This window comes from Streptomyces sp. NBC_00247 (assembly GCF_036188265.1).
Classification (GTDB): Bacteria; Actinomycetota; Actinomycetes; order Streptomycetales; family Streptomycetaceae; genus Streptomyces.
The window spans coordinates 3,228,847-3,255,185 of sequence record NZ_CP108093.1; the positions used below are offsets into that span (position 1 = coordinate 3,228,847).

General features: G+C 71.8%; 21 protein-coding genes and 1 pseudogene. 14 read left to right on the forward strand and 8 right to left on the reverse strand.

The genetic code is table 11. The features are described from left to right. Positions 1–95: 95 nt before the first annotated feature. Together OHT52_RS13670 and OHT52_RS13675 are read right to left on the reverse strand one after the other, a co-directional pair. Positions 96–2,399 (reverse strand): esterase-like activity of phytase family protein, encoded by a 2,304-nt coding sequence (locus OHT52_RS13670; RefSeq protein WP_328720422.1) that lies wholly within the window; start codon positions 2,397–2,399, stop codon positions 96–98. A gap of 224 nt (positions 2,400–2,623) precedes the next feature. Then, positions 2,624–4,732, reverse strand: a complete 2,109-nt coding sequence (locus OHT52_RS13675; protein WP_328723727.1) for a glycosyl hydrolase family 28-related protein — start codon at positions 4,730–4,732, stop codon at positions 2,624–2,626. Between the two features lie 323 nt (positions 4,733–5,055). On the opposite strand from OHT52_RS13675, the gene OHT52_RS13680 reads away from it, so the two are divergent. From OHT52_RS13680 to OHT52_RS13695, 4 genes are all read left to right on the forward strand, one after another. Next, positions 5,056–5,889, forward strand: coding sequence for a siderophore-interacting protein (locus tag OHT52_RS13680; RefSeq protein ID WP_328720423.1), 834 nt, complete (start codon positions 5,056–5,058; stop codon positions 5,887–5,889). 386 nt (positions 5,890–6,275) lie between these two features. After that, positions 6,276–7,538 (forward strand): right-handed parallel beta-helix repeat-containing protein, encoded by a 1,263-nt coding sequence (locus tag OHT52_RS13685; RefSeq protein WP_328720424.1) that lies wholly within the window; start codon positions 6,276–6,278, stop codon positions 7,536–7,538. Between the two features lie 320 nt (positions 7,539–7,858). Next, entirely contained in the window at positions 7,859–9,223 is a 1,365-nt protein-coding gene (locus OHT52_RS13690; protein WP_328720425.1) for an ammonium transporter, read from the forward strand. Then, positions 9,220–9,558: a P-II family nitrogen regulator gene (locus OHT52_RS13695; RefSeq protein ID WP_328720426.1), complete on the forward strand. Its 339-nt coding sequence runs from the start codon at positions 9,220–9,222 to the stop codon at positions 9,556–9,558. The genes OHT52_RS13690 and OHT52_RS13695 overlap by 4 nt, the downstream gene beginning before the upstream one ends. A 52-nt stretch (positions 9,559–9,610) precedes the next feature. On the opposite strand, the gene OHT52_RS13700 is transcribed toward OHT52_RS13695, so the two are convergent. The 4 genes and pseudogenes from OHT52_RS13700 to OHT52_RS13715 form a co-directional block, all read right to left on the reverse strand. After that, on the reverse strand, positions 9,611–10,498 hold the full coding sequence (locus OHT52_RS13700) for a class II fructose-bisphosphate aldolase (protein WP_328720427.1): 888 nt from the start codon (positions 10,496–10,498) through the stop codon (positions 9,611–9,613). A 250-nt stretch (positions 10,499–10,748) separates the two neighbouring features. Next, positions 10,749–10,883, reverse strand: a pseudogene (locus OHT52_RS13705) (1-phosphofructokinase); the annotation flags it as partial. Next, positions 10,880–12,025 (reverse strand): ROK family protein, encoded by a 1,146-nt coding sequence (locus OHT52_RS13710; RefSeq protein WP_328720428.1) that lies wholly within the window; start codon positions 12,023–12,025, stop codon positions 10,880–10,882. The gene OHT52_RS13710 and the pseudogene OHT52_RS13705, both read right to left, overlap by 4 nt. A gap of 5 nt (positions 12,026–12,030) precedes the next feature. Further along, a complete protein-coding gene (locus tag OHT52_RS13715) occupies positions 12,031–12,915 on the reverse strand; it encodes an SIS domain-containing protein (RefSeq protein ID WP_328720429.1) in 885 nt (294 codons plus the stop codon). 394 nt (positions 12,916–13,309) lie between these two features. Here OHT52_RS13715 and OHT52_RS13720 point away from each other — a divergent pair, with 394 nt between their 5' ends. The 9 genes from OHT52_RS13720 to OHT52_RS13760 all read left to right on the forward strand — a co-directional run bounded on the left by OHT52_RS13720 (position 13,310) and on the right by OHT52_RS13760 (position 21,577). Beyond that, a complete protein-coding gene (locus OHT52_RS13720; RefSeq protein WP_328720430.1) occupies positions 13,310–14,110 on the forward strand; it encodes a DeoR/GlpR family DNA-binding transcription regulator in 801 nt (266 codons plus the stop codon). 626 nt (positions 14,111–14,736) lie between these two features. Next, on the forward strand, positions 14,737–15,969 hold the full coding sequence (locus OHT52_RS13725; protein WP_328720431.1) for an ATP-binding protein: 1,233 nt from the start codon (positions 14,737–14,739) through the stop codon (positions 15,967–15,969). Continuing rightward, positions 15,966–16,370, forward strand: a complete 405-nt coding sequence (locus tag OHT52_RS13730) for a roadblock/LC7 domain-containing protein (protein ID WP_275493012.1) — start codon at positions 15,966–15,968, stop codon at positions 16,368–16,370. The genes OHT52_RS13725 and OHT52_RS13730 overlap by 4 nt, the downstream gene beginning before the upstream one ends. Then, positions 16,367–16,741, forward strand: coding sequence for a DUF742 domain-containing protein (locus tag OHT52_RS13735; RefSeq protein WP_328720432.1), 375 nt, complete (start codon positions 16,367–16,369; stop codon positions 16,739–16,741). The genes OHT52_RS13730 and OHT52_RS13735 overlap by 4 nt, the downstream gene beginning before the upstream one ends. Next, positions 16,716–17,306: a GTP-binding protein gene (locus OHT52_RS13740; protein ID WP_328720433.1), complete on the forward strand. Its 591-nt coding sequence runs from the start codon at positions 16,716–16,718 to the stop codon at positions 17,304–17,306. The genes OHT52_RS13735 and OHT52_RS13740 overlap by 26 nt, the downstream gene beginning before the upstream one ends. A 111-nt stretch (positions 17,307–17,417) precedes the next feature. After that, on the forward strand, positions 17,418–18,806 hold the full coding sequence (locus tag OHT52_RS13745; RefSeq protein WP_328720434.1) for a cytochrome P450: 1,389 nt from the start codon (positions 17,418–17,420) through the stop codon (positions 18,804–18,806). A 244-nt stretch (positions 18,807–19,050) separates the two neighbouring features. Further along, complete coding sequence (locus tag OHT52_RS13750; protein ID WP_328723728.1) at positions 19,051–20,184, forward strand: cytochrome P450; 1,134 nt, start codon at positions 19,051–19,053, stop codon at positions 20,182–20,184. A gap of 10 nt (positions 20,185–20,194) precedes the next feature. After that, entirely contained in the window at positions 20,195–21,010 is an 816-nt protein-coding gene (locus tag OHT52_RS13755) for an enoyl-CoA hydratase/isomerase family protein (protein WP_328720435.1), read from the forward strand. 189 nt (positions 21,011–21,199) lie between these two features. Further along, on the forward strand, positions 21,200–21,577 hold the full coding sequence (locus OHT52_RS13760; RefSeq protein ID WP_328720436.1) for a VOC family protein: 378 nt from the start codon (positions 21,200–21,202) through the stop codon (positions 21,575–21,577). Between the two features lie 15 nt (positions 21,578–21,592). On the opposite strand, the gene OHT52_RS13765 is transcribed toward OHT52_RS13760, so the two are convergent. After that, positions 21,593–22,390, reverse strand: a complete 798-nt coding sequence (locus OHT52_RS13765; protein ID WP_328720437.1) for a peptidoglycan recognition protein family protein — start codon at positions 22,388–22,390, stop codon at positions 21,593–21,595. Between the two features lie 138 nt (positions 22,391–22,528). Then, positions 22,529–23,755, reverse strand: coding sequence for a cation:proton antiporter (locus OHT52_RS13770; protein WP_328720438.1), 1,227 nt, complete (start codon positions 23,753–23,755; stop codon positions 22,529–22,531). A gap of 251 nt (positions 23,756–24,006) precedes the next feature. Between OHT52_RS13770 and OHT52_RS13775 the strand changes: the two genes are divergently transcribed. Beyond that, complete coding sequence (locus tag OHT52_RS13775) at positions 24,007–26,301, forward strand: MMPL family transporter (protein WP_443046576.1); 2,295 nt, start codon at positions 24,007–24,009, stop codon at positions 26,299–26,301. Positions 26,302–26,339 lie beyond the last annotated feature (38 nt).

Genomic DNA, 26,339 nt, shown 5'->3' on the forward strand with positions numbered 1-26,339 from the left:
CGCGCATGGAACGGTCGGAGGCGAGACTCCTGACATGGAGACGGGGCTGCCCCGGTTCCGGCGAACCGGGGCAGCCCCACCTTCCACGGTGCGGATCAGTCCCGCCCGAAGACCTTCCGGCTCGACCCCAGCCGCAGGAACACCGTTTCACCCGTGGCGTCCGCGAGGCCGTCGTTGTCGGTGACGGCGTAGACCTGCCCGTCCGCACCCACGGTCAGCCCTTCGAGCTTCTCCTGGGTCCAGCCGTTCGTGGCCCGGAGTGCGGGCAGCACGTCCTTGGCGAGCGTTTTGGGCAGCACCTGCAACGCACCTGTGGCGGAAGCCGACTTGGGCAGGTCCACGGTGTGGATCCGCTTGATCACGGCGGCCGGGCCGTTGAGCTTGTCGCGCTCGATCAGCGCCAACTTGTCGCCGACCACGGTGATTTCGGAGAGCCCGATCCAGTCGCCCGGGGTGGTCGTGGTACCGATCCGGTACCCGTACCAGCTCCAGGTGCCGGTCCGTACGTCGTACCGGCCGAGGCGTACGACGCCCGCCGGGTCGCCCTTGACCTCGCGTTGCAGGGTTGCCCAGACGACCTCGTGCCCCTGGCGGTCGGTGGTCGCGGTGACGCCTTCGAAGCCCTGCTTCGTCAGCCCCGCGGCGACGTCCGCCGGGAGCGGGACGATCTGGCGGGTGGTTCCGTCGCGGTCGAGGCGCACCAGCTGGTTGCCGGCGCCCGTGGCGCCCTCCACCGCGAGCCAGAACCCGCCCTGGGGGCGGGCGTAGATGCCCTCGGCGTCGTAGCCGACCGGCTTGCCCGTCGCGTCCTTGACCGGGAGGGCGCGGGTGATGACCGCGGGCTCACGGGCCGTGTCGATGGTCATGATCCGGGTGAGGGAGTACGCCGCGTCGGTCACGGTGTACAGCTCGTGCGGCTTGCCGGGGGCGGCGGAGAGGGCGCCGAGCGCGCCCCAGCCGAGGGGGGCGCCGGTGGAGTCCGAGGCGGACAGGATGCTGGGGAACGCCGGTGTCCCCTCGCCCAGCCGGAAGAGGCTGACGGAGGCCCGTACGTTGACCGAGGCGTCGTCCTCCTCGCTGGAGACCGCGAGGAGGCCCCGGGACGGGATCGGTAGCAGGCCCTCGGGACCGTTGGTGGTGGGCAGGATCTGCCGGAAGACGGGTGCGGTCGGGTCGCTCAGGTCGTAGACGGCGACGAAGTTGCTCCGCTCCGAGCCCACGAAGGCGTAACGGACCCCGTGGTAGGCGGCGACCACCACGCCTTCGGGTTCGGTGCCCTTCTTCGCGGAGCGGTCCTCGTCGTGGAGGCCGTAGCGGACGGCGAGCCGCTCGAAGGTGTTGCCCGCGTCCCACGCGACTTTCCCGGTGCGGCTGTCGAACACGGACCAGCCGCGGGTGCCGCCCTTCCAGTCGCCCTCGTTGGCGGTCGCCAGGTAGCGGTCGTCGACCCAGCCGACGGCGTCGGGTTCACGCGGCACGTCGGTGATCGATCCGGTCTGGTCGATCACGCCGTCCTTGACGGTGTCGATGCCGGTGACCGTGTCCGTACCGGCGCTGAAGGCCCTGGTGATCCGTCCTGTCGGCAGGTCGACCAGCGCGATGCCGTTGTTCTCCTGGAGGGTGACCGCGAGTTGGTCGCGGCTGTTGACGGAGACGTACTCCGGCTCCGGGTCGGTCGGCTCGGCGATGCCGGCGGCGGCCAGCACGGGGAGCGCACTGCCGTCGGGGCGGGTGAACGGCACCGCTCGGGTGCGCCACTGCAGCGGCGAGCCGCCCTTGAGGTCCACGATCTGCACGAACCCGGCCGGGGCCTGGGGGAGGTCGCCCTCCTCGCCGCCGGGCGGGGTCGCCTCCTCGTCGCGCTCGTTCTCTATCGCGACGGCGGCGTACCGACCGTCCTCGGTGATCGCGACGGAATCCGGCTGGCCGCCCAGGTCGAAGCTGGTGACCCGGTGGCGGTCGCGCAGCGAGATGACGTCGAGGCGTCCGGACGGCTGGGCGAAGGAGGCACTGGTGTTGACCACGACGAGGACGTACGGGCCGACCACGGCGACGGAGGTCGGTTCGTCCTCGGCGTCGCCGAGTGCGGCCAGGGACAGCGTGCCGAGTCCGCGCGGCGCGCCGGGGTCGCTGATGTCGAGGAAGCCGATGCGGCGGGCGAGCGCGTCGGTGTAGACGAGGGTCTCGCCGTCCTCGCTGGTCGCGGAGATCTCGGCGACGGTGGCCGTGGCCGGGTCCTCCCCGGTGGGCCGGTTCTGGAAGACCGGGTAGGTCGCGGTGCGCTGGAAGGCGACCGGCCCCCGCGACTGCTGGTGGGCGCTCGCCGCGCCCGTACCGGCCAGCAGGCCGCCGGCGACGACCAGGGCGCCGAGTGCGGCGTACGTTCTCTTCGGGGCCATCTGTCCTCCGTTGCGCGACGGTGCACGGCGATCCACTGATGCCGGACGGCCGCGATGGTCCCAGTTCCGGGCGAGCGGAAGGCGGCGGACGAGTGAACTCCGTGGAAAGGCCGGGCCCCGGACGCGCGCGGCGCGGGCCCGGGGCACGCTGCCCGGCCCGAACGTCGGGCCGGGCAGCGGCGCTTCTTACGTGCGGGGTCGCTCCGATCGGGCCACCGGGCAGTTCACCAGGCGGAGGGTGCCGGGGGCGCGACGACGGGCGGGCGGTCGTCGCAGGTGAGGGTGTTCGGCAGTTGCCAGGCGCCGAACCACGGACCGGTGGTGCCGCCGCCGTCGTTGCCGCCGAGGTCTTCGACGGCGAACTCCGAGCCGGTGGCGGGAAAGTTGAACGATCCGCAGTTGTTGATGCCGACCGCGCCGACGTTGCGGGCGTCCACGTTCTCGAAGGACGCCGAACCGGCGGCCCGGGCGCTGACCACCGAGGTGCCGGTGCCGTCGACCCGTACGTCCTCGAAGTGCACGCCGCTGATCTTGTACGTGTCCTTCACCGGCCAGTCGGCGACCAGCATGACGGCGTTGTAGGTGCTGTCGAGATACCGGTCGCCGGTGACCCGGACGTCCGCGTCGATGTTCCGCTCCAGGGCGTAGAACCAGATGGCCCCGAGCCCGATGTTCCAGTTCAGCTCGTACGTACCGGCGCGGACGGTGGTGTTGCCGGTGAAGCGGAGGTACCCGGCGAAGGGCTCGGCGCCGAAGCGGGAGCCCACGTGCAGGGCGCTGCCCTCGCGGACGGGGTCGGCGACCAGGTTGTGGGAGACGGTGGTGTCCGAACCGCCGTAGATCGCGATGCCGTTGGCGAGGACCGGGGACTGCACGGTGTTGTGGTCGACGGTGTTGCGGGCGTCGCTCGTCCTCTCCGACCAGAGGGCGAGGGCGTCGTCGCCGGAGTTGCGCACGAAGTTGTTCCGTATGACCGAGTCCGTCACGCCGGTATGGAAGTTGATGCCGTCGGCGATCTGGTCGGTGATGACGTTGCCGGTGATCCGCAGGTTCGACATGGGGCCGTCGAACCACATGCCGACCTTGGTGTGGTGGACGTAGAGCCCCTCGATCACGGAGTCGGTGAGCGCCCCGCCGACGCCGTTCACCTGGTCGGTGTCGACGCGCTCGCGCACGTCGCCCTCGATGGCGAAGCCCGAGAGCCGGACGTGGTGGCTGCCGCCGTCTGCCGCGTCCTTGCCGTAGAACCCGACCCCCGTGTGCACGGAGCCGTCGTCGGCCGGTGTGTCCAGGGCGACTTGGCGTCCCTTGATGGTCGTGTACCAGCTTCCGGCGCCCTCGATCGTGACGTCGTCCACGACGATGTGCCGGTCGACCCGGTAGGTACCCGGCGGGATGTGGACGGTGAGGTGGGCGCGCCGGGCGAAGGCGATGGCGCGGTCGATCGCGCCTGCCGAGTCCCTCCGGCCGGTCGGGTCGGCGCCGAAGGCGAGCACGTTCGCCGCGAGGGGCACCACGCGCGGCGGCGCCACCAGCTGCGAGTCGAGGACGTCGACGGTCGTCGCCACCGCCCCGGCGCGCGCGGGTACGGACAGCCGGACGGTGTCGCCGGCCCGGTACGTCCGGCCCAGCGCGAGGCGCTGCTCGTCGTAGAAGTGGCTGGGCCGGAACGGCTTGCCGATCACCGGGGCGGGGCTGGTGGCGGAGGGTACGCAGCCGCACTCCGTGATCCACCAGTCCTCGTGCAGCAGACCCGCGTTCGGGTCGTCGGAGAACGGATACTGGTTGTAGAGCCAGGAGTACTGGGACGTCAGCGTGAGGGTCTTCCGCGTCGTCGGGAGGGCCGCTCCCCTTCCCCGCCCGGACGGGGCCGCCGTCACGTCGAGCGGCGCGGTGATGCCGCCGCCGTGCGGCGCGTCCGGGATGCTGTACCGCACGGTGATCGCGTTGGCCGCGCTCGGCAGCGTGAACTCGACGTACCGGCCCGGCTCCAGGGTCACCGCCCGGCGCCCGGACGCCTCCGCGGGGAGGGTGTACGCGCTCCGGTCGGGCCCGATGACCTTCCCGTCTGTCACCGCGTTCTCCGCCTCCTGCTCGACGAACCCGAGGTCCGCGCCCGCGCCCGCGACCAACGCGGGGTCCAGCCCGGCCCGGGTCACCACGGGTTGAACCGCGCCGCCCGCCCGGGCCGTGGTGGCGGTGTCCGCCTGGGCCGTCGTACCGACGCCGAGCCCGAGGCAGATCCCCGCCGCGGCGACGACGGCCGCCACGGTCCTCCGCCCCGCCCCCGCCGTACCGCTCCCGGTACGGCTCGCCTTACCGCTCCGTGCCATTCGTGCCATTCCCAGCTCGATTCTCGTGTCGGGCGCGAACCGCCCTGGACGTTCGAGGCGGAGCGGGCGTCGTGAGGTGAGGCGACAGTAAGGACCCCACGCGGGCGCCCACAAGGCTCGTGCGCGAGGTTTTCCCTTGCTTTCTCGTCAAACGAGCGATGCTCTATAGATTTTTTGCAGCACTTCGCCCGTTCGTTGCAGGTGGGCGGGGCGGGCGGATGACGTGGGCGATACCCGGCGGGAGGAAGGCGCGGGAGGCGGCGGACGGACGGAATCACGCGGCCACCTGTTGACGTCCAGTTAACTTAGGCTAACCTTCCTTCGTGGCGAAAACTCCCAGGCTCATGCCGAAGCATCCCGTTCTGTTCCGCGGCGAAGTGGTCCGCAGCGAGCGTTTCTCCCCGTCGATGCAGCGGGTGACGATCACCGGCGCCAACCTCGGGGACTTCCCCTGGCTGGGATACGACCACTGGTTCCGCCTCTTCCTGCGCCGACCGCACCAGGCGGAGTTCGTCATGCCGGAGCTCGCCGGCGCGAAGCGCTGGTGGGACCCGTACTTCGCCCTCCCCGAGGACGTGCGCCCGCACTGCGCCAACTACACGGTGGCCGACTTCCGCCCCGAGGCGGCCGAGATGGACATCGACTTCGTCGTGCACTTCGGCCCGGAGGGCGAGCCCGAGGGCGGCGCGGCGATCTGGGCGTGCGCGGCCCGTCCGGGCGACCCGGTCGCCCTGCTGGACCAGGGCCGTATCTTCGACCACCCGGACGACGCCACCGAGGTGCTCGTGGTCGCCGACGAGAGCGGCCTGCCGTCCACGGCCGGCATCCTCCGCTCGCTCCCGCGCGACACCGTGGGCAGGGTCATCCAGGAGGTCCCGCTCGCCGAGGACCGCCGCCCGCTCGACGGGCCGCCCGGCGTCCTGGTGACCTGGGTCGTCCGCGACGACGCGGGCGCGGTGCCCGGCGCCGCCGCCCTGGAGGAACTCCGCCGCCACGACACCGTGGACGCGGCCGGGTACGCCTTCGTCGTCGGCGAATCCACCCTCGCCACCGAGGGTCGCCGCCACCTCGTCCGCGCGGGCCTCCCGAAGGACCGGATCACCTTCTCCGGCTTCTGGAAGAGCGAGAAGTCGGAGCGGGTCGCGCGCGTCGCCTGACGGGCGGGCGAAGACCGAAAGACGGACACGGGAAGAACGGACACGGCGGGAGCGGGCCGCGCGAGATCATCGCGCGGCCCGCTCCCGCCGCTCGCGTTCCGGCGCCCCGACGGGCACCTCGCGTTCATATTCATAGACAGTAATCATGTACACATCCATTGACGTGTACATGGCATCCACTTACTGTCCGATGGAGGCGGTTGCTCCGCTTGAACCGGTCGCTGTCGCGCGAGGGCGGTTCACGGACGCGAACCCACGCTGCCACACGGTGACTCCGACAGAAAGGGGACCGGCCCACCGGCTCCAACCGGTTCATCCCCGCTCCTCCCCCCACGGTTCCCGCCGCGCGTCCACTGCGGCGGGCCGGTCAACCTGGAGACGAAACCATGCAATGGAAGCCCTTGATCGCAAGCGTCGGCGTGCTCGCCGGGACGGTGGTCGCACTGTCCGGCGCCACCGCACACGGCGCCACCTCCCCCACCGCCTTACCGCTCACCGCCGGAGCGAGCAGCACCACCGGACCGAACGGCACCACCGCGGCGAGCGGCACCGCCGCGCTCACGGCCGGCGCGCTGTACGTGGCACCGGGCGGCAGCGCCGGAGCGGCAGGCACGGAGTCGGCCCCCACGACCCTGGCCGCGGCCATCTCCCGCGTGACCTCCGGCGGGACCATCTATCTGCGCGGCGGCACCTACGCGTCCGCCCAGACGATCACCATCCCGCAGGGCGCCGACGGCACGGCGAGCGCCCTCACCACGCTCGCCGCCTATCCGGGCGAGTCCCCGGTGCTGAACTTCTCCGCTCAGGCCGAGGCCACCACCAACCGGGGCCTCGCGCTGAACGCCTCGTACTGGCACGTCAACGGGATCACGGTCGAACACGCCGGCGACAACGGCATCTTCGTCGGCGGCAGCCACAACGTCATCGAGCACACCGTGACCCGCTTCAACCGCGACTCGGGGCTCCAGCTCTCGCGGATCGCGTCCGACACCCCCGAGGACGAGTGGCCGTCCGACAACCTGATCCTGAGCGCGGAGTCCCACGACAACGCCGACTCCGACGGAGAGGACGCCGACGGCTTCGCGGCGAAGCTGACCGTCGGCCCCGGGAACGTCTTCCGGTACGACGTGTCCCACCACAACATCGACGACGGCTGGGACCTCTACACGAAGACCGACACGGGCCCCATCGGCCCGGTGACCATCGAGGACTCGCTCTCGTACGGCAACGGCACCCTCAGCGACGGCACCGTGAACTCGAACGGCGACCGCAACGGGTACAAGCTCGGCGGCGACGACATCCCCGTCGACCACGTCGTCCGGCGCAGCATCGCGTACGGCAACGGCCACCACGGTTTCACCTACAACAGGAACCTCGGCGAGATCGCCCTGTCGGACGACGTCAGCATCGACAACGCCGAGCGCAACTTCTCCTTCGACGGCGGCACTTCGGTGTTCCGCGGCAACACCTCCTGCCGCAGCGGCGACGGGTCGAACGACAAGACCGTGGGTGACGCCGACGGTTCGAACCAGTTCTGGTCCGGTACGAACGGCTCCCGGTGCTCCGCGTACAGCGGCGCCCTGGGCTGGTCCTTCGCCTCGGACGGCAGCCTCGTGGTGACCTTCGGCGGCAACCGGGTCACGCCCTGACCGAGCCCTCTCCGGAGGCAATCGGTCATGCCGTGACCGAGCCCCGTGACGTCGCCGCGCCCCGTCTCCGCACCCCGTCGCCACGACGGGGCCGGGACGGGGCCGCGACGGGGCCGCGACGGGCCGGCCCCTGCGGGCTCCGCGGACCCGCCCGCGGCGCGCCTGCACCCGTCGACCGTCCACGGCGCACCGGGCGTTGTTGCTTCCGTCACCCTCGGGCAATGAAATGCGCCGGAAACTCGCGCGTCCTCCGTACGTAACGCGCGCCCGCGACTCTCTCCTTCGCCGGAACCCCACGCCGCCCCGAGGAGGGACCCCCCGTGACCCCCGTTCCCCCGACCGCGGCAGGTGTGGCAGGACTCGACACGGGCGATACCGCCTGGCTGCTCGCCGCGACCGCGCTCGTCCTGCTGATGACTCCGGGACTCGCCCTGTTCTACGGCGGCATGGTCCGCGCCAAGAGCGTGCTGAACATGCTGATGATGAGCTTCGTGGCGATCGCTCTGGTCACCGTCGTCTGGCTGACCGCCGGCTACTCGCTGGTCTTCGGCGACGACACCTTCGCTGGGCTCATCGGTGGTGTCGACCACCTGGGTCTCGCGGACATCGGCCCCGGCGACCTGACGAACGGCGTTCCCACCCTGCTGTTCGCCACCTTCCATCTCACGTTCGCGATCCTGGCGGCGTCGTTGATCAGCGGGGCGGTGGCGGACCGCATGCGGTTCGCGGCGTGGGTGGTGTTCGTACCGGTGTGGGCCCTTGCCGTATACGTTCCGGTCGCGCACTGGGTCTGGGGGCCGGGCGGGTGGATCACGCGGTCGCTCGGCGCTCTGGACTTCGCCGGAGGGCTCGTGGTGGAGATCGCCTGCGGGGCCTCGGGCCTGGCCCTCGCGCTGGTGCTGGGGCCGCGCATCGGCTTCAAGAAGGAGGCGATGCGTCCGCACAACCTGCCGATGGTGATGCTGGGTGCCGGTCTGCTCTGGTTCGGCTGGATGGGCTTCAACGGCGGTTCTGCCCTGCACGCGGACGGGCTGGCGGCGGCCGCGGTCCTCAACACCCTGGTCGCGGGGTCCACCGGTCTGCTCGGCTGGCTCTTCGTCGAGCAGAAGCGCGACGGCCACCCGACCACCTTCGGCGCGGCGTCGGGAGCGGTCGCCGGACTGGTGGCGATCACGCCCGCGTGCGGCACGGTCGGGGTGCTGGGCGGTGCGGGGATCGGCCTGGCGGCGGGCGTGGTGTGCTCGTACGCGGTGGCCTGGAAGTTCCGGTTCGACTTCGACGACTCCCTGGACGTCGTGGGGGTCCACTTCGTCGGGGGCATCGTCGGCACCCTGCTCATCGGGCTGTTCGCCACGTCCACGATGACCGGGGGCCCGGAGGGCCTCCTCCACGGCGGGGGGCCGGCCCTGCTCCTGAAGCAGGCCGTGGCGGTACTGGTCGTGGCCACGTACACCTTCCTGGTGACGTACGGGATCGGCAGGGCGATCGACCGGTTGATGGGGCTGCGCGCCTCCAGCGACGACGAACTCACCGGCCTGGACCGGACGGTGCACGCGGAGAGCGCCTACGATCACGGCGTCCAGGGGGCCGCCGCACCGCAGGCGCACCACCCGGCCGCTCTCTCCGCGGCTCGTCCCGCCGTTCGTCCCGCCGTTGACCAGAAGGACAGGAATCCGCCCTCATGAAGCTCATCACCGCGGTCGTGAAGCCGCACCGCCTCGACGAGGTGAAGATCGTGCTCCAGTCGCTCGGTGTGCAGGGCCTGACCGTCACGGAGGCCAGCGGTTACGGGCGCCAGCGCGGCCACACCGAGGTGTACCGGGGCGCCGAGTACCGCGTGGACCTGGTGCCCAAGATCCGTATCGAGGTCCTCGTGGAGGACGCCGACGCGGACGCGGTCGTCGACGCGGTCGTCCGCGCGGCCCGTACCGGCAAGGTCGGCGACGGCAAGGTCTGGGCGGTCCCGGTGGAGACGGTCGTACGCGTCCGCACCGGCGAGCGGGGCCCGGACGCGCTGTGACCCCGCCGGCGCCGGGCCTCGACCCGCTCGGCCCGTAGCACTTCGCGCCCGTTCAGCGTGCGGGGGCCTGCGCGACGACGGGGGCCGCGGCGCCTTCGAGAACGCCGACGAAGGCCGCGACCGTGCGGCTCATCGCCGTACGGCCGAGACCGAGGTAGCCGCGCGGGTCCACGGCCCGGGGGTCGTCGGCGAGGTGGGCCCGCACCGCGCTGGTCATCGCGGTGTTCAGGGCCGTCCCGATGTTGATCTTCGAGATGCCGCCGGTGACGGCCTGCCGCAGCTCCGCGTCGGGTACGCCCGAGGAGCCGTGGAGCACCAGCGGGAGATCCAGCGCCTCGCTCAGCCGCCCCAGCAGCCCGTGGTCGAGGCGCGCCGTGCGGGCGGTCATGGCGTGGGAGCTGCCGACCGCCACCGCGAGGGCGTCGACCCCGGTGGCCTCCACGTACGCGCGCGCCTCGTCCGGGTCCGTCCGCGCACCCGGGGCGTGCGCGTCCAGCGGCTCCTCGCCGTTCTTGCCGCCCACCTGCCCGAGTTCCGCCTCCACCCACAACCCGTGCCGGTGGGCCCAGAGCGCGGCGGAGCGGGTGGCCGCCACGTTCTCCTCGTACGGCAGCCGGGAGGCGTCGAACATCACCGAGCTGAACCCGCAGTCGGCGGCCTGGTGGAGCAGGGAGGCGCTGTGCACGTGGTCGAGGTGGAGAGCGACGCGGACCCCGGCCTGCTGGGCCGCTTCCGCCGCGGCGCGGGCCAGCGGTCCCGGGCGGCCGTGGTGGAACTTCACCGCGTTCTCGCTGATCTGGAGGATGACCGGCGTTCCCGCCCGCTCGGCGCCTTCGACGATCGCCTCGGCGTGTTCCAGCGTGATGACGTTGAAGGCCGCGACGGCGCGGTGCTCGGCGGCTGCGGTGGCGACCAGGTCGCCGGTGGCTGCGAGGGGCATGTGCGTGTCTCCGATGCGGTGTCGAACGGGAAGTACTGCGGATACGGGAAGCACTGCGGGTACGGGAAGCACTGCGGAACGGCGTCACGGGAAAGAGGAGTTACGGGCGCCCGGTCCGGGTGACCTCGACGCGGCCGGCCAGGTCGCGGCAGGTCTCCGGTCGAACACCCCCGCGCGCGGGGCCCGTACGGTCGCGGCGGAGAGCGCCACCGCGTCGGCGAGGAGGTCGGTCCGGGGCGGGCCCGTGCGGGACCCGGGAGGCGTTGACGCCCTTGCCACCGGCCCGGGTATGGACCTCGGTCACCCGGTGCGAGGCGTGCGGGCGGAAGCCGGGCACCGTACAGGTGATGTCGAGGTCGGGGTTCGGCGTCAGCGTGACGATCACCGGCTCTCCCCCTCTCCCGCCGCCGACGGGTGGCCCACGGACAGCGGCTCGGCCGACAGCGGGACCACCGAGGGCAGGCACGTCGCCGGCAGATCCGCCGCGAGCAGGTCCGCCGCCAGCAGCCCGGCGCCCAGGCAGCCCGCCCGGTCGCCCAACTCCGCGCGGACGAGCGCCGGAACGCGCTGGACGGTGGCCCGTTCGGCCATCCGCTCCCGCAGCGGTACGAGCAACTGGTCACCGGACTCCGCGAGTCCACCCCCCACCACGATCAACGGCGGGTCCAGCACCGCACAGGCGACGAGCAGGACGTCCGCGAGGGCCGAGACCGCCTCGTCCCACACCGCACGGGCCGCCGGCTCTCCGGCTGCCGCCCGCCGCGCCACCTCCGCCGCGTCGACCACCGCGCCCCTCACACGTGTTGCGAAAGTGGCGCCGCCCGTCCGGAGGGCGGGTCCGGCGGCGTCCGGTGCGTGCGATCGCGCAGCCGCCCCGTACCGCCGGGACACGGCCGCCGCGGACGCGTAGCGCTCGGCGCAGCCCGCGCCGCCGCATGCGCAGCGTTCGCCGTCCGGGCGGACCGCGATGTGGCCGATCTCGCCGGAGCGGTGGTGCGCGCCGGGGACGGCCCGTCCGTCGCGGATCAGGGCGGCGGCGATGCCGGTACCGACCGGGACGAACAGGAAGTCGCGCTCCGCGCGCCCGGCGCCGAGCCGGGCTTCGGCGACTCCTCCGGCCCGTACGTCGTGGCTGACCGCGACGGGCAGCCCGGTCCGCTCCCGGACGAGTCGGCCGAAGGGGACGTCGTGCCAGCCGATGGCGGTCGAGTGCAGGGCCGTACCGGCGGCTTCGTCGACGATGCCCGGGACGGCGAGCCCGACGGCCGAGACCGGAGAACCGGCCTCGGACGCCCGGCGGCAGAGGCCGTCCACGAGATCGAGCACCCGGCGCACCACCGATTCCGGGCCGGCTTCCCGCCCGGTGGGCTGCCAGAACTGTTCGCGCGCCCGGCCCGTGGAGTCGAGCAGGGCCGCCTTGGTCCCCGTACCGCCGACGTCCACGGCCATCAGGTGCGGGCGGGCTCCGGCGGCCCCGCTCGCTCCTGCTCCACCCACCCCCGCGCCGCTCTCCACGGTCCGGCTCACCGCGGTCAGGCTTCCTGGAGGACCACCGAGCGCGTCAGGTGACGCGGCCGGTCGGGGTCGAGGCCGGCGGCGACCGCGCGGGCGACGGCGAGCCGCTGGACGCGGATCAGGTCGGCCAGCGGGTCCAGACCGCTCTCCACCCATCGCGCTCCGGTGGCGAGCAGCTGCTCGCGGAGACCGGCGGGGGCGGTGCCGAACATCCAGGTCGCCGTGGTGTCCGTGGCGATGCTGATCGGTCCGTGGCGGTACTCCATGGCCGGGTAGGACTCGGTCCAGGCCAGCGAGGCTTCCTTCATCTTCAGCGCGGCCTCGTTGGCGAGGCCCACGGTCCAGCCGCGGCCGAGGAAGGAGAGCTGGGTGGCGTCGACCAGGCCGTCGGGCAGCGGTTCGGCGAGGGCGGCCTCGGCGTCGGTCGTCACGGCGTCGGTGTGCAGCCCCAGATGGGCGCGGAACAGGGTGAGCGCGGTGGTGGCGAACCGCGTCTGCACGACGGATTCCTCGTCCGCGAAGGCGAGTTCGACGATGTCGTCGCAGACCGCCCGCACCTCGGCGCTGGGCACGGCCGTGACCACGACGGTACGGGTGGTGCCGTGCAGCCGGCCGAGGAGTTCCAGCACCTCGGTGGTGGTGCCGGAGCGGGTGAGCGCCACGACCCGGTCGTAACGGCGGCCGAAGGGGAACTCCGAGGCGGCGAAGGCGTCGGACTCGCCGAGTCCGTTGCCCTCGCGCAGCGCCGCGTAGGCCTGCGCCATGTAGTAGGAGGTGCCGCATCCCACCACGGCGACGCGTTCACCGTGGGTGGGAAGGGCCTCGGCCCGCGTGGACGCCAGCTCGGCGGCGCGGCGCCAGCAGGCGGGCTGACTGGCGATCTCGGCTTCGACGAAGGTCACGGAGTGCGCTCCTGGCTGAGGGACGGGCTGGGGGACTTGCTGGAGGACGGGCTGGGGGACGGGCTGCTGGACGTGCTGCGGGACCGACCGGTAGGCGACCGGAAGACGAACCACCGGAAGACGGGCCACCGGAAGACGGACCAACGGACGACGGACCACCGGTGGACCTGCCGAGGGACCGGCCGACGAGGGGTGCCCGACCCGACCTCATCCGACCCCCCTTGCTCGTTCGTGCACGTTAGTCGCTCCTATCGAGCATGTTCAAGCATGCAAAACCCTGTTTCTTTCAGCGTTCGAACATTTCCGCTGCTCGTGACAGGCTTGCGGCTGTCCGGATTTCGCCCCAGGGGAAGCCCGGAGACCCGTACGCCACACACATCCGAGGAGAGCGCCTGTGTCCAGGGACGCCCGGTGGAACGCCCTGCTGGAACTGCTCGCCTCGCACGGCCGGGTGGACGTCGAGGAGGCGGCGGTGACGCTGGAGGTGTCGGCCGCGACCATCCGCCGGGACCTGGACCAGCTCGCCGAGCAGCAGATGCTCACCCGGACCCGTGGCGGCGCGGTCGCGCACGGGGTCTCCTACGAGCTCCCGCTGCGGTACAAGACCGCGCGCCACGCCTCGGAGAAGCAGCGCATCGGCCGCGCCGTGGCGGATCTGGTGCCGGCCGGTGGCGTCGTGGGCCTGACCGGCGGCACGACCGTCACCGAGGTGGCGCGCGGCCTCTCGGTGCGTACGGACATCGGCGGCGACAGCGCGGCCGGCGGCAGCACCCCGCCCGCGCTGACCGTGGTGACCAACGCCCTGAACATCGCGAACGAGCTGGTGATCCGGCCGCAGATCAAGACCGTGGTGACCGGCGGAGTCGCCCGCCCCCAGTCGTACGAGCTGACGGGACCGCTGGCGCGCGGGGTGTTGGAGGAGATCACGCTCGACGTCGCCGTACTGGGCGTCAACGCGATCGACGTCCGGGACGGGGCGTACGTCCATCACGAGGGCGAGGCAGCCGTCAACCGGCTGCTGGCCGAACGGGCTCAGCGCGTGGTCGTGGCGGCGGACTCCTCGAAGATCGGCCGCCGGGCCTTCGCCCGGGTCTGCGAACTGCGCCGCATCGACGTGCTGGTGACCGACACCGCCATCGGCGACGAGGAAGCGGACGCGTTCCGCGAGGCGGGCGTGACCGTCATCGCCGTCTGAACCGACGACCGGCACCCCTCACCCGGACCCGGGCCCCGACCCGCACGCCCAGAGCCCGGCCGCACCCCCCGGACCCGGCCGAGCCGCACGTCCGAAACCCGGCCAACACGCCCACCGGAAACCGGCTCGCCCCATCTGTGCAAAATCTTCACACAGCCGCCACTGCCCCCGCACCTCCCACCGGCTTCGCCCGTCACCACCACGTACAGCCACGGATGCCACCCCGCGGCCACTTTCCGTGCACCCCGCGGCATCCTCGCCGACCTCCGCGCGTTACCGGCGCGCGCATGATGCACGTGTCACCAAGGAGCCGTTCGTCCTCGCGAACGGACATCCACCCGCACACCGCGCGCATATGACGGTGGATCATAAATGCGCACAATCGGTCGAGACCTCGCAACTGGCGTTCAAGAATTCACACTTACTTATGTGACCCATGTAAGATCAACTGACTTCCAGTGGGCTGATGGCGTACAGGGGGCACTCCGCAAGGGGTGACATCCTCGGCCCCGACTTCGGAGGGGCATTCCCTGCGTGGCGCGGTCCAGGGCTCGTTGAGCCAGGGAATACGGCAGGCACGGGGGCGCCAAGCCGTATCCGCAGCCATGGCACTTGAAGTGAGTCTCATGACATTTCCACAGGACGCTGTCCTCTGGGCACTGATGGTCGTAGCACTGGTCGCCGTTGGCGCCGTGTTGCGGGCTCGTAAAACCAATATCCGGCTGCGCAGGCAGGCCTCCGAGCTCAGAACCGAGCGCGAGGGGCTGTGGCGGCAGCGCGACGAATGGCAGGCCGCGCAGACCGGGCTTCTGCACCGGCACGCCGCGGAGCTGTCCGACGTCCGCAAGGACGCCGAGGAGGAGACCAAAGCCGTCCTCAAGGCGGCCGTGCGTACCCTCCAAGGCCTCGCCGACCAGCAGCAGGTCGTCATCGAGAAGGCCCAGACGAAGTACGGGGACGACCCGCAGATGCTGGCCGACCTGATGGCGATCGACCACGCCAACAGCCAGTTCGGCCGCCGGGCACAGGGCATCGCCGTGCTCTGCGGCGGCTGGCTCGGCCGCCGCGAGACCGTCGCCTCCGTCTTCGACGTGGCCCGTAGCGCCCAGGGCCGTATCCGGCACTTCGACCGGGTCCGGATCAACGGGCAGGTGAACTTCTCGGTGGTCAGCAAGGCCGTCGAGCCGGTCGCCGTGGTCCTCGCCGAGCTGATGGCCAACGCCACCAACTACTCCGCCCCCGGTACCCCGGTCGAGATCAACATCCAGGCCGTCCCCTCGGGCGTCTGCCTCATCGTGGACGACGCCGGTCTCGGCATGGGCCAGGAGGAGAAGGACCGCGCCGGAGCGTTGCTCGACCCCCGCGCGGAGATCAGCGTCTCCAGCCTGGGCATTCCCCCTCAGTTCGGGTTCGCCGTCTCCGGCCTGCTGGCCGCCCGTTACGGGTTCAAGGTGTCGGTGGACTCCGTATCCCCCTACGGAGGTGTACGCGCGGTGGTTCTGCTCCCCGACGAGCTGCTGACCGGCGACGTACCGCCGAGCCCCGTACCGGTCACCCGCGAGACCTCGGCGCCTTCCATGCCGTCGCTCACCGGGCGTCCGGCAGCGGCCGCCCCGACCCCCCTGTTCCCCGACGCCGTACGGCACGAACCGGTCGCTCCCGCGACGCCGCCGGCCACCACCGTCGGCGGCCTGCCCAAGCGCCGCCGCCAGAGCCCGGTCTCCGTACTGCCCACGGCGGCGACCGAACCGGCGCTGGTGCGCAGCAACGAAGAGACGGCCTCCCGGCTCGGCGCGTTCCAGCGGGGCACCCGGTCCGGACGTGACACGACGACGATGGAAGGAACCGAGAACCAGTGAATCCCGACCTGTCGTGGGTACTCGACGACGTGCTCCAGGTCCCCGGCGCCCGACACGCGATCCTCGTGTCCGCCGACGGCCTGCTGCTCGCCAGCTCGGCCGACATCGGCCGTGACGACGCCGAGACCGTCGCCGCCGCCATGAGTTCGATGCAGTCGCTGAGCCGTGCCGTCGCCCCCTTCATCGGTACCCGGACGCCCGGCCAGTGGCGGCAGACGCTGCTGGAGTACGAGGACGGCTGGATCTTCCTCATAGCGGCGGGCAGCGGCGCGTACCTGGCCGCGGCGGCGGCGGCGGACGTGGACATGGAAGCGATGTCCTTCCGCATGCAGCAGCAGGTCGGCGCGGTCGGAAAGGCGATGACCACACCTCCTCGCCAGACGGCGGGAAGCGACGCATGACGGCCCGGGGCGAGGAAGAGGCCGTCTCCAGCGGATTCGTCCGCTCGTACGTCATCACCGGCGGGCGCGGTCTGCCCGACGCCGATGCGCTCTCCCTCGTCACGCTCGTCACCATCGCCCCGGACCGGGAGATGCCCGCCCAGGCGGGTCCCGAGGTCCGGGCGATCTGGGACCTGTGTTCCGGCGGCTACCTCTCGGTGGCGGAGGTGGCCGGCCACCTCCAGCAACCCGTGGGAGTGGCCCGGCTGCTGCTCCAGGATTTAGCGGAACAGGGCCACCTGATCCGGCGCAAGGCCCCGCCCGCCGCCCAGCTCGTCGACCGGAAGATCCTCGAAGAGGTGTTGCATGGACTCCACGTCCGCTTCGGCTGAGAACATCTATGTGCCGGACGCGGTCCAGCGCGCGGCGAAGATCCTCGTCGTCGGACATTTCGCCGTGGGCAAGACGACGCTCATCGGCACGCTCTCCGAGATCACCCCGCTGCGGACCGAGGAGCGGATGACGCAGGCCGCCGCCCACCTGGACGACCTGCGGAGCGCTCCCGGCAAGGAGACCACGACGGTCGCGCTGGACTTCGGCCGTCTGACGCTCAGCGACGAACTGGTGCTGTACCTGTTCGGTACCCCCGGGCAGCAGCGGTTCGTCCAGCTCTGGGAGGACATGGCCCGCGGATCGCTCGGCGCGCTGCTGCTGATCGACCCGGGCCGGCTCGCCGACACCTTCCCGGTGATCGACCTGGTCGAGCGGTACGGCCTGGAGTACGCGGTCGCCGTGAACAGCTTCGACCCGGCGACGCAGCACGGCGAGGACGAGCTGCGTGAGGCGCTCGACCTGCTGCCGGACACTCCGGTGATCCACTGCGACGCCCGTGACCAGAAGTCCTCCGCCAAGGCCCTGATCACGCTGGTGCAACACCTGCTCGCCCGCGTCGCCTAGGCGGGTGTCCGACCATGCGCGTCGCATGGTCGGACACCCGCCCGGCCCGCCCCTTCAACGCTCCACCCCCCACGGGCCTGTTCCGGCCCGCCTTCACACCGAGGAAGACACATGGACCCGTCGCCGGGAGCCAACTCGCAGGGCGCCCCCTCCGGGTGCCCGATGCACCAGGGGCGGCAGACGTCGCTCTACGGCCCGGAGTTCGCGGCCGATCCGCATCGTGTGTACGACGCGCTGCGCGCCCACGGTCCCGCCGCCCCGATCGAGCTGGCCCCCGGTGTGGAGGCCACTCTGGTGGTCCAGCACGAGGCGGCGCTCCGGGTCCTGCAGAACCCGTCGCTCTTCGCGCGGGACTCCCGGCGGTGGGTGGCGCTGCGCGAAGGGCAGGTGCCGCTCGACAGCCCGGTCCTGCCGATGATGGCGTACCGGCCCAACTGCCTCTTCACGGACGGCACCGAGCACCTCCGGCTGCGCAAGGCGGTCACCGAGAGCCTCGCCCGGCTGAACCCCAGCCGGCTGCGGCGGGACGTGGAGCGCATCGGGGACTACCTGGTCGACCAGTTCATCGAGCGGGGCAGCGCCGACCTCCTCGGCGACTACGCGAAGCTGCTGCCGCTGCTGCTCTTCAACCAGCTCTTCGGCTGCCCCGGCGACATCGGCGACCGGCTGACCCGTGACATGTCGGCCATCTTCGACGGCGAGGACGTGCTGCGTGCCAACGCCCGCCTGACGGAGTGCCTGATGGAGCTCGTCGCGCTCAAGCGACGGCAGCCCGGTGAGGACATCACCTCCTGGCTCATCCAGCACCCGGCCGGCCTCAGCGACGAGGAGCTGAAGGACCAGCTCGTCATGCTGATGGGCGCGGGCGTCGAACCCGAGCGCAACCTGATAGCCAACGCCCTGCTCGCCATGTTGTCGGGCGACACGGGCCAGGGCGGCTACCGGGGAGGCGGCCTCCTGGTGGAGGACGCCATCGACGGAGTGCTCTGGAACAACCCGCCGATCGCCAACTATGCGACGCACTACCCCGTTCAGGACGTCGACCTGAACGGCATGATCCTTCTCGCGGGGACGCCCGTACTGATCAGTTTCGCGGCGGCCAACAGCGACCCGGATCTCAACGCCGCTCGCGAAACCATGGCCAAGGGCGCCCACCTCGCCTGGGGCGCCGGCCCGCACGTGTGCCCGGCGAAGTCCCCGGCCCAGTTGATCGCCCTCACCGCCATCGAGAAGGTGCTCAACTCCGTACCGGACATCGCTCTCGCGGTGCACCCGTCCGCGGTCGAATGGCGGCCGGGGCCTTTCCACCGGGCGCTGGCGTCCCTGCCGGTGGTCTTCACCCCGACCGCGGCCCGCCATGGTGTGACGCATCATCAGAATGCCTCCACGACAAGGACTTCCACCGAGGCCGCACAGGTGACGCCCCGTCACCACGCGGCCGAGACGACCAAGAAGAACAAGGGCTGGTGGAGTTCGTTCCTCGACGTGTTCCGAGTATGAATTGACCATTCCTGAGGCATATCCCTGTGACATGACCAACAATGATCAGCGCATGGCCGGGATATGCCCGCGGGTAGGTTCTGGGCGGTAACCATCAGCCCAGGAACAGGAACTCTCCGTGAGCACGAGCAGTGGCACCGACAAGCCCGTCGTCGACCGCCGGGCCTTGGTCGCCCTGCTGCGAAAACTCAAATCCCCGCAAGGGCAGGAGGATCCCTATCCCCTGCTCGCGGAATTGAGAGCCATGGGTGACGTGGTCCCCGCTCCGTGGGGCGGGTACTTCGTCACCGGCTTCGATTCCGCGAACCAGGTGCTCAAGGGACGCGGCTGGCTGGCCCCCGACTTCGCCTGGCAGGAACGCCAGGAGGACGCCGGACGCTGGGACGCCGTCGCCACCCAGGAGATGACCAAGACCCTGGCGCGCCTCAACGCCCCGGAGCACACCTGCCAGCGCCGCAGTCTCGGCAACCTCTTCGACCGTACGACGATCGAGCGGCTCACCCCGCAGGTCGAGGAGCACGCCGGGCGGCTCCTCGACGACCTCGCCGGGGCGCTCGAAGGCGGTGGCGAGGCCGACTTCGTCTCCCTGGTGAGCGACCGGCTCCCGATCTCCACCATCGGCGGCTGGCTCGGCATCCCCGCCGAGGACTACGCCCACATCCTGGAGATCACCCACAACCAGGTGCACGCCCAGGAGTTGCTGCCGACCCGCAGCGAGCTGGCCGTCTCCGCCGACGCCACCGCCCACCTGCGGAAGTACTTCACCCAGCTCGTCCAGGAACGCCGCGACCGGCCCGCCCACGACGTCCTCACCGGCTGGATCCACACCTGGGACGCGATGGAACCGGACCGGGAGGCGGCGGACGAGATCCTGTACCGGCTCACCATGTTCGTCACCATCGCCTCCCTGGAGACCACCGCGACCCTGCTCTCCTCCCTGGTGTCGCTGCTGGCCGGCGACCCGGAACGCTGGGCGGAGCTGGGCGCGCACCCCGAGCGGATCGACGACGCGCTGGAGGAGGTGCTCCGCTACGACCCGCCGATACACATCAACACCCGGGTCGCCGCCGCGGAGACCGAACTCGCGGGCGTCACGATCCCCAAGGACGCCATGGTCCACGTCATGTACGGAGCGGCCAACCACGACCCGCGCCGCAACGAGGACCCGCACACCTTCGACATCGGGCGCCGGGGCAGCCACCTCACCTTCGGCGGCGGCGTCCACTACTGCCTGGGCGCGGCCCTCGCCCGGCTGGAGGCCCGCTCGCTCCTCGTCCAGCTCCTCGACCGCTTCCCGGATCTCCGGGTCACCACCCCTGCCACGTACGCCTCCCGGATGGTCTTCCGGCGCGTGACCTCTCTCGGCGTGACGATATGAATGTGACGATATGAAACTCCCGCTTTCCGACTTCCTCTCGCCCTACGGACGCCGCACCACCACCGTGCGCACCCACCGCGAGGGGCCCGTCCTCCGGATCGAGCTGAACCGGCCGGACGAGGGCAACGCTGTCAGCGAGGCGATGCTGGACGACCTGCTGACCGTCCTCGCCGTGCCGGACCCCGAGGTACGCGTCCTGGTCCTGAGCGGCGCCGGAGAGGACTTCAGCCTCGGCGGCGACCGGCACGAGTTCGCGGACTGGCTCGACGAGGACCCCACCGGACGCGGCATCCGGATCGCCGGCGACAAGGCCCGCCGCGTCTGCGAAGCCCTCACGGCCAACCCCGCGGTCACCGTCGCCCGCGTCCAGGGCAAGGTCATCGGCGCCGGCGTCGCCCTCGCCCTCGCCTGCGACCTGCGCGTCGGCGCGGACACCACCACCTTCCGCCTCCCCGAGCTGGCCCTCGGCCTGCCCACCGCCTGGGGCGGCGTGCTCCCCCGCCTGATCAACGAGATCGGCGCCGCCCGCGCCCGCGAACTGATCCTCACCGGCCGCGTCTTCGACGCCCAGGAGGCGTACGAACTCTCGGTCCTGCAGAAGGTCGTCCCCGAGGCCGAACTCGACCGGGCCGTCAGCGACTGGACCAGGCCGATCGTCCGCCGCCCGGAGTCCGCCCTCCGCGTGACCAAGGCCCTCTTCGCCTCGTACGCCGCCCCGACCCGCCTGGCCGACCCGTCCCTCCTGGACGCCGAACTCATGGCCTCCGTCGCCGCCGCCCACCACTACGCCAAAACCAACGGCACGCAGGCGGCGCGGGCACGGTAGCGGTCACGAGGGCGCCCAGGAAGTACCTCTGCCCTTCGCACCCGGAGCCGTCAGGAGACAGCCCTGACGCACGCGAGCGCGCGGAGGCCAAGGGCACGATTCGGGCAACCACGGGGACGATCGCCCGCTGAGCCGCTCTCTCACCGCATACCCCTCACACCCCAGGCCGTGACGTGATCGGGTGGCCCCATGACTTCCGCCATCCGTCACATCACCATCGACTGCGCCGATCCGTACGCACTCGCGGGCTTCTGGGCCTCCGCGTTGGGCGGTGAGCTCGCCGCCGACGACTTTCCGGGGGACCCGGAGGCCTCGGTCCACGCCGGCGCGCACGGGCTGCTGTTCATCCGGGTCGAGGACAAGAAGGCCGTCAAGAACCGGCTGCACCTCGACCTCCGGCCGCGGGACCGCACCCGGGACGAGGAGGTGGCCCGGCTGATCGGTCTCGGGGCCACGCTGTACGAGGACCACCGCAAGCCGGGCGGGGCCGGGTGGGTGACCCTGCTCGATCCCGAGGGCAACGAGTTCTGCGTCGAGCGCAGCGCGGCGGAGCGGGCGGAGGGCTGAGGACGACGACGTCCCTCACCCCCCGGCGGCCTGCTTCCGCGCCTGCGCCTCGGCGGGTAGCAGGTCCGCGCTGCCGCTGGCGGCCTCGCGCAGTTCGGCGGTCCGCTCGCGGATCTCGGGGAGCTTGGCGTACAGCGCTTCGCCCGGGCAGTCGGTGCCGTAGCTGTCGCGGTGGCCCGAAATGACCTGCAGATCGGCGGAGTTGCCCTTGGGGTAGAGGCTCTCGCTGTTGGTGGAGACCAGGACGACCTCGCCGCGCGGGTCGGTGCCCGGGCGCAGCTTCCAAGCGGCGATGCGCTCGATCGCGTCGAGCATCGGCTGCGGCACGGGGGTGTCCGGGTCGGTGAAGGTGCCGAGAGCGGCTATGCCGACGGTGTCCGCGTTGAAGCCCTTGGTGTGGGCGCCGCGCACCGGGCGGGTGACTCCGCCGGCGCGGCCCTCGTAGATGGTGCCGCAGCGGTCGACGACGAAGTTGTAGCCGATGTCGTCCCAGCCCTCGTCGTTGACGTGGTCGGACTGGACGGCCCGCAGCATGTCGGGGGCGTCGTCGCAGTCGTAGCGGTTGCCGTTGTTCGTGTGGTGGATGAAGACGGCCCGGGCGGCCCCGGTGTACACCGCCTTCTCCTTCACGATCGATTCGTCGGCGTGCCAGGCGGCTCGGCTGACGATCCTGGGTTCGGCGGGCACCCGTATCGGTTCCGGGGCGACGGCGGCGGCGCGCTCGTGAGGGGCGTGCCCGGCCGGGCCGTCCCGGAGTATCAGGAAGGCCAGCGTCAGGAGTACGGCTCCTGCGGCCAGTCGGCGGGACCACATGGGTCCACCCTGCGTCGCCCCGCCGGACTTCGCAGGAGAGCCGGGCAACCGGGTGACGCACGGCGCCCGCGCCGGCTCCGCCCCGATGACCTGCGCGGTTGTACGGAGCGGGCCGCGAGGCCCGTCCGGGCGCGGGCTTCACCAGGCCTCGCCGCCCCGGTCGGCCCGTGCGCCCCCGGCTCCCGCGCCCGGCCCTTCCCGACGGGCCAACAGCCAGGGCGCCACCAGCGGGAACACCAGGACGGACACCATCGCCGCGCCGACCAGGGCCGCCCCCTCCCCGGTGCTGATCGCCTTCTCGTCGAGCCCGATGGTGGTGATCGCGACGACGAGCGGCAGGCAGGTGGCCGCGTACAGGGCGAGCGCCCCGCGCTCCGCGCCGGAGGACAGGTCGCGCGGGGCGAGCAGCCAGACGGGGCCGCCGCGTACGAGCACGAAGAGGAGCAGGAACACCGGGAGCAGCGCCAACGCGCGCCCGCCGTCCAGCAGGGCCTTCAGGTCGAAGTCGATGCCGGTGACGACGTAGAAGAACGGCACGAGGAAACCGAAGCCGATGGCTTCGACCTTGGAGAGGATCACCTCGCTGCTCTCCGGCACCGAGCCCGTCAGGACGAGCCGGGTCAGCAGGCCGGCGGCGAACGCGCCGAGGAGGGTGTCCAGGCCGAAGAGCTCGGAGAGGCCCAGCATCGCGGCGAGCAGCAGCATCACGAAGCGCACCGCGAACTGGGCGCTGCTGTGCAGGGTCGCGGCCACGATGCGGCCGAACCAGGGCGGCCGGGGCCGGGACGCCCACCACACGGCACCTGCCGTCACCAGGGCGAACAGGACCAGCACCACGCTCGCCACGCCGGGGCTCCGGCCGCTGAAGAGCAGGGCCATCGCGATGATCGGGCCGAATTCGCCGACCGCGCAGAACCCGGTGACCACCGCCCCGAACCGGCCTTCCAGCCGCCCCGAGTCCCGCAGGATGGGCAGGACGGCGCCGAGCGCGGTGCTGGTCAGCGCCGTACCGATGACCAGGCTCCGGGCCAGGTCACCGCTGTTGATCGCGAGGGAGACGCCCAGTCCGAGGGCGAGCGAGATCAGCCAGGCGCCGCCCGCCCGGCGCAGGACCGGTACCCCGACGTCCCCGAACCGGATCTCGTACCCCGCCAGGAAGATCAGCATGGAGAGGCCCAGGTCGGAGAGGGCGTCGATCACCTGGTCGTGGTGGGCGAGGCCGAGGACGTCCGGACCGACCAGGATGCCCAGCAGGATCTCGAAGATCACCACGGGGACGGAGAGCAACCGCGAGGCGGAGGCGGTGAGCAGCGGCGCCAGGGCGGCCATGGCCATGATCAGGATGAGGGTGCCGGGGTTGTCCACCGTTCGCATCCTGCAAGAGCCCGCCGCCCGGCACGGGGACGGACACGCCCGGTACGTCCCGCGGTCGTCGGGGCCGGGACGGTCACCCCGCGCGCCCCCGCCGTTCCGCGCCCGCCCCGCACAGCCCGGTCTCCCCCGCACCCGCCCGTTCGGACGACCCCACGTGCCCCCGCCCGCGAACGCTCCTTGACTGGGACGTCACCAGGTCTCCGCCAGGACGCACGCCCGCCAGCAGGCCACCGGGAGGTCCCATGCCGTCGTCACCGTCCGCGATGGCCGTCCCGCCCCCGCGCCGCGCGGACGGGACGCGGCGCCCCACCGGCGGGCTGCGCCGCCTCGGTGCGTGGTGCGCCCGGCACTTCGTGGTCGTGCTGGTGCTGTGGGTGGTGGCCCTGGCGGGGCTGCAGGCGCTCGTCCACGCGTACGGCGGCGACTACTCCGACGACTTCTCGCTCCCCGGTACGCAGTCCCAGGACGGGTTGGACGTCCTCAAGGCGCACGCCCCGTCCGCCGGCGGGTACAGCAGCCAGATCGTGCTGCACGACGCGGACGCGCCCCTCACCGACCTCTCCGACCAGGTCTCCTCCGCGGTCGGCAGCCTCCAGAAGCTGCCGGAGGTGCTCTCCGTCCAGAACCCGCTGCCGCCGCCCGGCACCCAGCCGACCCCGCCGCCCACCGGTACCCCGAACACCGGTCCGCTCTCGACGGACGGGAAGACGGCGTACCTCACGGTCCGTTTCGCCGTGCAGCCCTCGACGCTCGGCTCGGACTATCTGCACGGTGTGGACCAGGCGGTGCAGCCGCTGCGTTCGGCCGGGGCGCAGGTGGAGTACGGGGGGCCGCTCGGCGAACTCGCGCGCCCCGGGGCGAACGACCGCACCAGCGAGGCGATCGGTTTCGGGGTGGCGATCCTGGTGCTGCTGATCGGCTTCGGCAGCCTGTTCGCCGCGCTGCTGCCACTGGTCACGGCGCTGTTCTGCGCGGTGTGCGGGCTGGCGCTGCTGGGACTGCTGGCTTCCGTGTGGACGTTCGCCACGGTGTCTCCGACGCTCGCCACGATGATCGGCATCGGGGTCGGCATCGACTACGCGCTCTTCCTGGTGACCCGGCACCGGCAGAACCTCGTCGACGGGCGGCCCCCGGCCACCGCCGCCGGGAACGCGGCCGCGACCAGCGGGCGCGCGGTGCTGCTGTCGGGCTGCACGGTGATCATCGCGCTGTCCGGGCTCTGGGTGTCCGGCATCGGCTTCATCGGGAAGCTGGGCCTGGCGGCGGCCGTCACCGTGGTCACGGCGGTGCTGGGCGCGCTCACCCTGGTTCCCGCCCTCCTCGGGCTGATCGGCCGGCACATCGACCGTATCCGGGTCCGTACCCCGATCGCCGAGACGGACGCGGCGCCGGGCGGGAGCGCGCGAGGCGGCCGGCACCGGTACGCGGAGCGGGTGGAGCGGCGGCCCTGGTGGTTCCTGGCCGTCGGGGTGGTGGTGCTCGCGGTTCTGGCTGGCCCGCTGTTCTTCATCCAGTTGGGGCACATCGGCGACGGCGCCGACCCGAAGTCGTTCACCGACCGGCGTGCGTACGACCTGATGTCGTCCGCCTTCGGCCCCGGCTCCAACGGCCCGCTGACCCTCGTCGTCGACCAGAGCGACGTACCGCAGGCGGACCGGGCGGCGCTCTCCTCGCAGGCCCAGAAGGCCCTCACCGGGGTGACCGACGCCGCGAAGATCACCCCGCTCACGGCCACTTCGGACGGGGACGTGCTGACCGCGACCGCGTACTCCGTCGCCGCCCCGCAGGACGAGCGGACCACCGCCCTCACCGACGACCTGACCGACACGGTCCTGCCGAAGGCGGTCGAGGGCTACAAGGCGCGGACGTACGTCACCGGCACCACCGCCGCCCAGGTCGACTTCCTCGACATCGTCGCCGGCCGGCTGCCGTTGATCATCCTGGTGGTGGTGGGCCTCGCGTTCCTGGTGATCCTGGTCGTCTTCCGGGGGCTGCTCGTCGCCGTGAAGGCGGCGGTGCTCAACGTGCTCTCGATCGCCGCCTCGTACGGGGTCGTGGTCGCCGTCTTCCAGTGGGGCTGGGGCGGCCCGGCGCTCGGCGTGTCGGGGGACGTGCCGATCGAGAGCTACGTCCCGATGATGATGTTCGCGATCGTCTTCGGGCTGAGCATGGACTACGAGATCTTCCTGCTCTCCCGCATCCACGAGGCCTGGCTGCGTACCGGCGACCCCCGGGGGAGCGTGGCGCACGCGCTGGAGATCACCGCCCGGGTCATCACCTGCGCGGCGCTGATCATGGTGAGCGTCTTCGCGGCGTTCCTGATCAGCGACGACATCGTGGTGAAGATGCTGGGCCTGGGCCTCGCCGCCAGCGTGCTCATCGACGCGACCGTCGTACGGCTGCTGCTCGTGCCCGCCGTGATGACGCTGCTGGGCCGGGCCGCCTGGTGGACCCCCCGGTGGCTGGACCGCCTGCTGCCGCACCTGGACGCGGAGGGCACGGCCGAAACCGTCCGGAAGCCCGCCCGGAAGTCCTGAGGCCCGCACACGCGAACGCCCCCGCCCACCGGTCACGA